At 69.0% G+C, this 6,521-nt stretch carries 5 protein-coding genes and 1 pseudogene; 1 reads left to right on the top strand and 5 read right to left on the bottom strand.

Translation table 11 applies throughout. The features are described from left to right. Positions 1-111: 111 nt before the first annotated feature. Positions 112-285 (top strand): annotated as a pseudogene (locus ACWDZ7_RS34915) (IS701 family transposase); the annotation flags it as partial. Positions 286-380: 95 nt separating this feature from the next. Here the strand turns inward: ACWDZ7_RS34915 and ACWDZ7_RS34910 are convergent. The 5 genes from ACWDZ7_RS34910 to dpgA all read right to left on the bottom strand — a co-directional run bounded on the left by ACWDZ7_RS34910 (position 381) and on the right by dpgA (position 6,470). Further along, positions 381-1,547, bottom strand: a complete 1,167-nt coding sequence (locus tag ACWDZ7_RS34910; RefSeq protein WP_451802645.1) for a lipid II:glycine glycyltransferase FemX — start codon at positions 1,545-1,547, stop codon at positions 381-383. Between the two features lie 234 nt (positions 1,548-1,781). Continuing rightward, the gene (locus ACWDZ7_RS34905) at positions 1,782-3,089 is read right to left on the bottom strand and encodes a cation:proton antiporter (RefSeq protein ID WP_451802644.1); all 1,308 of its coding nucleotides are present in this window, start codon (positions 3,087-3,089) and stop codon (positions 1,782-1,784) included. A gap of 320 nt (positions 3,090-3,409) precedes the next feature. Beyond that, complete coding sequence (gene dpgC, locus ACWDZ7_RS34900; RefSeq protein ID WP_451802642.1) at positions 3,410-4,705, bottom strand: (3,5-dihydroxyphenyl)acetyl-CoA 1,2-dioxygenase DpgC; 1,296 nt, start codon at positions 4,703-4,705, stop codon at positions 3,410-3,412. Continuing rightward, a complete protein-coding gene (gene dpgB, locus ACWDZ7_RS34895) occupies positions 4,702-5,343 on the bottom strand; it encodes an enoyl-CoA-hydratase DpgB (protein WP_451802641.1) in 642 nt (213 codons plus the stop codon). Before dpgB ends, dpgC begins: the two co-directional genes overlap by 4 nt. A gap of 26 nt (positions 5,344-5,369) precedes the next feature. Beyond that, the gene (gene dpgA, locus ACWDZ7_RS34890) at positions 5,370-6,470 is read right to left on the bottom strand and encodes a 3,5-dihydroxyphenylacetyl-CoA synthase DpgA (protein WP_451802639.1); all 1,101 of its coding nucleotides are present in this window, start codon (positions 6,468-6,470) and stop codon (positions 5,370-5,372) included. Positions 6,471-6,521 lie beyond the last annotated feature (51 nt).

Here is a 6,521-nt window from a genome sequence, read left to right as displayed (position 1 = left end):
GCCTCGACGAAGTCGCCGCCGCGCTCAGCCTAGCGGTGGTTCGTTGACGACGGTTCGGGGTGGTAGTAGGCCGTGAGGAGAAGGCGTCAACTACGCTCCGGAGAACCTGAGATGACTAAGCGGCTGCCGTGTCCTCCCGCACCGGGTCCGCTGGAAGCGTTCGCCGTCGGCTTCGACGATCTCTTCGGGACGTTGGCCCAGCGGCGAGGGTTTCGTGAGTACCTGGCCGGCCTATTGCTGCCCCGGGACCGCAAACAGGTACCGCGATCCGCCGCCACCAGACCCTCGTGAGCTGTGCCTCCAGCTTCTGCCCCGACCGGCCTGCTGGCCCCCAGGCCATCCGCGCCGTCCGCGGCACGGGCGGACCCCGACTGTGCGGTTCAGCGTCCGCGCCGCCTCATATAGAGGTCGAAGGCCCGGTAAACCATGGGCCGCAGCGGCAGGTCCCACTCGCCGACGTACCGCACCGCCTGGCCGCCGGTGCCGACTTTGAACTGGACAAGGCCGACGTGCGAGTCGTCGGCGTCGAGGGTGGGGGTGATGCCGCGCAGGTCGTAGACGTCGCAGCCGACGGCGAGCGAGTCGCGGATCATCGCCCACTGGCAGGCGTTGGAGCCGCGCACCTCGCGCTTCGCGGTGGAGGAGGCGCCATAGGCGTACACAGCGTGGGCGCCGACGCGGATCAGGACAGTGGCGGCGGCCAAGTCGCCCTGGTGGCGGGCCAGGTAGAGCTTGATCCGCTCGGGGTCCTCGGCACTCAGCGCCGCGAACATGGTTTCGAAGTAGCGCAGCGGCCGGGGTGTGAAGCGGTCGCGCTCGGCAGTGTGGACGTAGAGGTCGTGAAACGCCTTGAGGTCCTCCGGGCCCCCGTCGGCGACCGTGACCTCGACGCCCTCCTTGGCCGCCTTCTTGATGTTGCGGCGCCACTGCTGGTTCATGCCCCTGAGCAGCTCGTCCTCGGTCCTGCCTGCCATCGGGATCTCGTACTTGAACTGTGGATGTCCGACCCCGAACCCGTCCTCCGGGCTCTGCGGCAGCCAGCCGGCGTCCCGGAGTCTGCTGGCCACGCGTTCACCGACCGGGTCGGTCCAGTGGCCGGAGATGTCGGTGAGCCGCTTGCTGCCCGGGTCGGCGATGCCCTCCTTGACCTGGACGGCGCTCCAGGTGTGTGTGCGCACCGGCGGGCCGAGCCGGATCCCGAACGCGCCGTTGGCCTTGAGATGGGCCGCCAGCGGATCGAGCCAAGCACTGATCTCGCCGCTCCAGTCGATGACCGGGCCCTCGGGCAGATACGCCAGCGTGAAGCGGTCGAGCCGCGGCACCGGGCGGTGCAGTACGAGCCCGGCACCCACCAGGCGCCGACCCTCGAACCAGCCGAGGGACTCGCTGCGCCACTCGGTCTTGACGCGGCCCCACGCCGGGGTCTGCAGAAAGCTGACCGACCGCTGGGCCCGCACGAACGCCACATGCTCGGCGGCGCTGATCGGCCTGACGACCGGATTCCCGGCTGCAGTTCGCATGAGTTCGCTGGAGGGGTTGAAGGACATGCCGCCAGTCAATGTAGTGGGGTGTTGCCTGGGCGTATGCGATTTTCGATACGCTGACGATATGTCGCCACCCGGCGGTCCACAATGTGGTCCGGGACGCCGGCACGATGAGGCTCGCCAAGACCGTCGCCGCCGAACGCAGCGAGCGGGTGCTGGTGCTCGGTGACTTCAACGGCTCCATGGATGCCCGGTTCGAGGCCTCGCCGGTGTGGACCTCCGGCGGATATTCGCCCATCAGTGCATGTCGGTTGTCGTCAGGGGGCGTGGTGCCGGCGCCGGAGTGGGCGCTCCGCTGCCGAGTTGCGTCTCCAGGTGTTCCGGGAGCGCCCGGCGGTACAGCGGCAGGGCCGTGGCGCTCGTGGTAACCGCGACGACGACGAGGACGGAGAACACCGGCTTGGTGATCAGGCCCTGCGCCAAGCCGATGTTGATGAAGATGAGGATCATCATGCCGCGGGCATTCATCAGTCCTCCCACAGCGAAGGCCTCGCGCCAACTGAAGCGCAGTGTCTTCATGGCCAGGGCGCTGCCGAAGTACTTGCCCGCGAATCCCGCCAGGAGGGCGGCGACGCCGAACAGCAGGGTGTCGGCCGAGATGCTCTGCAGGTCGGTGGTGAGGCCGGACAGGGCGAAGAAGACGGGCAGCAGTAGCGTGGAGACGGTGTCCATCATCCTGCTGTGCAGCGCTTGGCGGAACTGCGGGCAACGGGGCATGGCCAGGCCGGCGATGAAGCCGCCGAAGACCGAGTAGATCCCGATCAGGTCGGTGAGGTATCCGCAGACGATCGGGACGATGACGACGACGTACATCACGCCGGGGCTCAGCGTGCCCTGCCGGCCGACGTGCCGCGCCAGCGGCCTCAGCAGCCGGGACACTCCGAGCAGCATCACGGCGGTGAACAGGATGCTGTAGCCGATCATGGGCAGAGCGCCAGCGGCCCCGGACCCGGTGTGCACGGCCGTCAGCGTGGCCAGGAAGCACCAGGCCGCCGCGTCGTCGATCGAGGCGGCGACCAGGGACAGCCGCCCCAGACGGGAGTTCTGCAGACCCCGCTCGTACAGCATGCGGGCCAGCATGGGGAGCGCTGTGAGGGACAGCGCACCGCCTACGAAGAGGGCGAACTCCCACCGGCTGACATCCGCGCGCGAGACGTCGTCCCACATCAGCAGGCCGACGAGACCGCCGAGGACGAGGGAGGGCAGGAACCCCGAGGCGGCAAGGACCGCCGAGTGGTGCTTGCGATCGGGCTCCTGGTGGCCGTGGTCGAGACCGGCGCCGACGAGGAACATGTAGAGCGTCAGCCCGATGGTGCTCAGGACGTACAGCACCGAGCGTGCCTGCGCCGGAAAGACATCCGCCTGAAGACCGGGTGCCAGCCAGCCGAACAGGGTCGGGCCCAGCAGGATGCCGGCCATGATCTCGCCGAGCACCCGCGGCTGGCCGAGCAGGACCGCGAGCCTGCCGACCACGGCCGCCGCCAGCAGGATGACCGCCAGCGCGGGAAGCACGTCGAGCGCCAGTTCAAGGTTGCTGTCGCTCACGGCCAAGGACGAATGGTCCTGCATAGGAATGGAATCTCCCTGAGTCGGTGCCAAAGGCTGTCGTGGGCGGATCAGCCAGAGAACAGTCGGTGTCGCGCCCTGGCCGCACGCCGCATCAGGTCGAGGGCCGCTGTACGCGGACGGGGCGGCTGCCGCATGCGCACAGGGAGCGGATCCGCCGCAGTTGGGTTTCCGCCGTATCAGGACGGCCCGCTCCTTGAGGGCCTACCCCTCCGAGAAGGCCCGCTCCCCCGCCCCGGCCGGCACCGCGACCCGCACGTCCGGGTCGGCCTCGGCGTTGCTCCCGACCTCGCCGCGGTTCATGTCCGCGCGGCGAACCGGCCCACCTTGTCGATGACGTCGGCGCCGTACAGCCGCAGCGCCTGCTGGAGCGCGAACTCCGCCATGTAGCGGCGGAACTCCTCGGGCGGCTCGTCGGACAGATTCAGCATCCGACGGTTGGCGAGCACCGCTCCCCCGCCCAGCCGTTCCAGGGCCCGTTCGATCGCGGCGTCCAGGTCGGCAGGTTCGGCGACCTCGTCGACAATCAGACGGGCGTCCGGCTCGCTCGCCCACAGCCTTCGGCCGCCGAGGATCATCTGCCGGGCAGCGCGCGGGCCGACCGACCGGGTGAGGCGGAAGTTCGCGGCACCCGGGATGATGCCCTCCTTGGCGGCGGGCAGGCTGAGGAAGGCGTCGGACGCGGCCAGTACATGGTCGAAGACGAGCAGCAGCTGGGTGCCGCCGCCGATCGCGAACGCATCGACGGCTGCCGCCCACGGCTTGGCCGCGTACGGCGGCCGCCAATCGCCGTCGTCCAGGCGGAGCCCGCGAACGATCTTGTTGATGTAGCCGAGCTCCCGGCGGAGCAGGAACCCGACGAGCGGGATGTCGCCCGACGACAGGTACTTGAGGTTGATTCCGGCACTGAACACGCGCCTGCCCCGGTAGCGCGGATGGCTCATCTCGCCGCCGCGCACGAAGCCGACCTTGACGTCCTCGTCCAGCAGCGTCAGGTCGACCGCGGTCTCCATGTCCTCGACCTGCTGCTCGTCCTCGGCGTTGAGGCGGTCGCCGCGGCACATCGTCAGGTGGGCGACGCCCTCGCGCCGCTCCAGCCGAACGGCCTCGGTCTCCAGGAGGCCGGTCCGCTGGAACTCCGGGAGTAGTGCGAGCGCCCGCGCGGTCGGCCGGAGCATCGCGTCGACCAAGTGCGGGCCTGTGACAGGCGAGCCGAGCACAGCCCGCAGGAAGATGCCCTGGTCGATCTCTCGGCCTTCCTTGTCCGCCTGGACCCGCGACCGCTCGTCCGCGAGCTGTGCCGCCGTCGGGACCAGGCCGGGGAAGACCTCGGCGGCCTCCGTGACCAGGGCTTCGATCCGCAGGCTGCGGCCGCCGGTGAGCCGGGCGTACACCTCCTCGACGTGCTCGGCCAGGAACCGCTCGCGTAATCGGCGCACCTCGTCCTGGGCGGCGACGGCCTCGGCCCGCTGGCCGGGGGTCCGTTGAGTCGGCTCGGGCAGGACGGCGAGCAGGTCATCGACCCGCTCGGCCGCCTTGTGCAGCGCCTCCCCGGCGGCGGCGAGAGCGCTCGGAAGTCTGCTCGCGCTCGTCATGCGGACGGTCCCGTTCGGCGCAGGGTGCGGTCGCAGGCAGCGAGGTGTCTACCGAGCGCGTCCTCGAAGGTCGTCGAGCCGGCTTCGAAAATCAGCTGCCTGCGAATCGCCAGCTCCGTGCCGTCCACGGCACCAGCCGCCTCGGTCAGGTAAGCCAGCGTCGTCGCCGGGTCCTCGGTCACCTCGTCGATCAGGTTGAGCGCGAGCGCGCGGTCCGCCTCGATCGGGGCACCGAGCAGCACGGCCCGCCGGATGGCTGCCGAACCGGCCTGATGGGTGAGCCGGTGCACGGTCATCCCCGGCCAGGTGGCACCGCCTGCCCAGGAGGGCAGCAACCGGGTGCCAGGAGCGACGATCCGGACGTCGGCGGCGAGGAGGACGTCCAGGGTCGTTCCGGCGCAGTCGCCCGACGCCACCGCGACCGTGAGCCGGCCGAGCCGTTCGAACCGGCGCACCACCCGTTCCCATTTGGAGAGCAGGCCGACTGTCAGCCCTGTCCACCAGTCGGCCGGTGGGACACCCGTGACGTGGATGGTGACAGGGCCGGATCCCCCATGGTCCTCGGCGCGGTCGCAGAGGTCGTCCATCTCCTCGACCGACGCGGCCGACAGTGGCCGAGTGCCGTCCAAGCGCAGCATCAGTTCGCCATCCGTTTCCCCACGCCTCACCATTGGATCAGCGCCGTTTCGATCGAGGAGCCGGGCCCCATGGTCATCAGCACTCCGTAGTCGCCGGGCCGAGCTACGTCCTCTTCGGTGAGTCGCTCGTAGGAGAAGAGGAAGGAGCCGCTGGAGAGATTGCCGTAATCGCGGAGCACACCGGTGGTGTGCCGGACGTCATGCCGGCTCAGACCGAGATTGACCACGACGGCGTCGATCACCTTCTTGCCGCCGGAGTGCACCAGCCAATGGCTGATGTCGCTGCGGCGCAGCCCCGTACCGGACAGCAGGCGGTCGACGACGATCTCGGCGTGCGCACCGACCACGTAGGGAATCTGCGGATCGAGGAAGAAGCTGAACCGGTCCTGGTCGCGGTCCCATTCATAGCGCATCGCGTCGATCGCGTCGGTGATGATGTAGCTCGCCGACTTCAGCACGCGTGGACCGGTCACCATCCCATCACCGGAGACGACGGCGAGGGCGGCGGATCCGTCGCCGAACAGGCTGTTGACCACCGCGGTCCGCACCGTGCCGTCCAGGGTGTATGCGGCGGAACATGCCTCGCTGCACAGGACGACGCCGAGTTCACCTGGATGCGCGGCGGACCAGCCCGCGACCATGTTGAGCGCGTTCAGACCCGCGTTGCATCCCATGCCCACGATGTCCGAACGGCTGCAGTGCGGGTCTACACCGAGTTCACGGATGATCAATGCGCTCAAGCCGGGAGTGAGGTAGCCGGTCGAGGTGACGCAGCACAGGTGACGCAGGTCCGAAAGCGTCGCTCCCGCCGACTTCAGGCAAGCCTCGAGCGCCCGGCACCCCATGTCGACTGCGATCTTCTTGTGTTTGTCCAGGAGATCCCCTTGGGGTTCCGATACACGGACTCCGCCGGGGCCCTCCTGCGGGAGCGTGAGAAAGCGCCGATCAATCGCGCTGTTCAGGAAGATCGATCGGACCCTGGGTTCCTCGATGCCGAGGATTTCGAGCAGCTCGGATTGAGAGTAGGACGTGTCGGACACCGCGGTCCCGACACCTGCGAACCTGGTGATCTCGGTTAGTCGGGTGCGGACGGAAGGGTCCGCAGCCGGCGCGATAGTGGTAGTCATCGATACATCCAGCCCCAAGTCCTGAGCTTGCTACGGGACACCGGCCTTATC

The sequence above is a fragment of the Streptomyces sp. NPDC003032 genome (assembly GCF_053591415.1).
The sequence above is the reverse complement of the archived record's forward strand: the minus strand, read 5'-3'. Positions and strand labels throughout refer to the sequence as shown.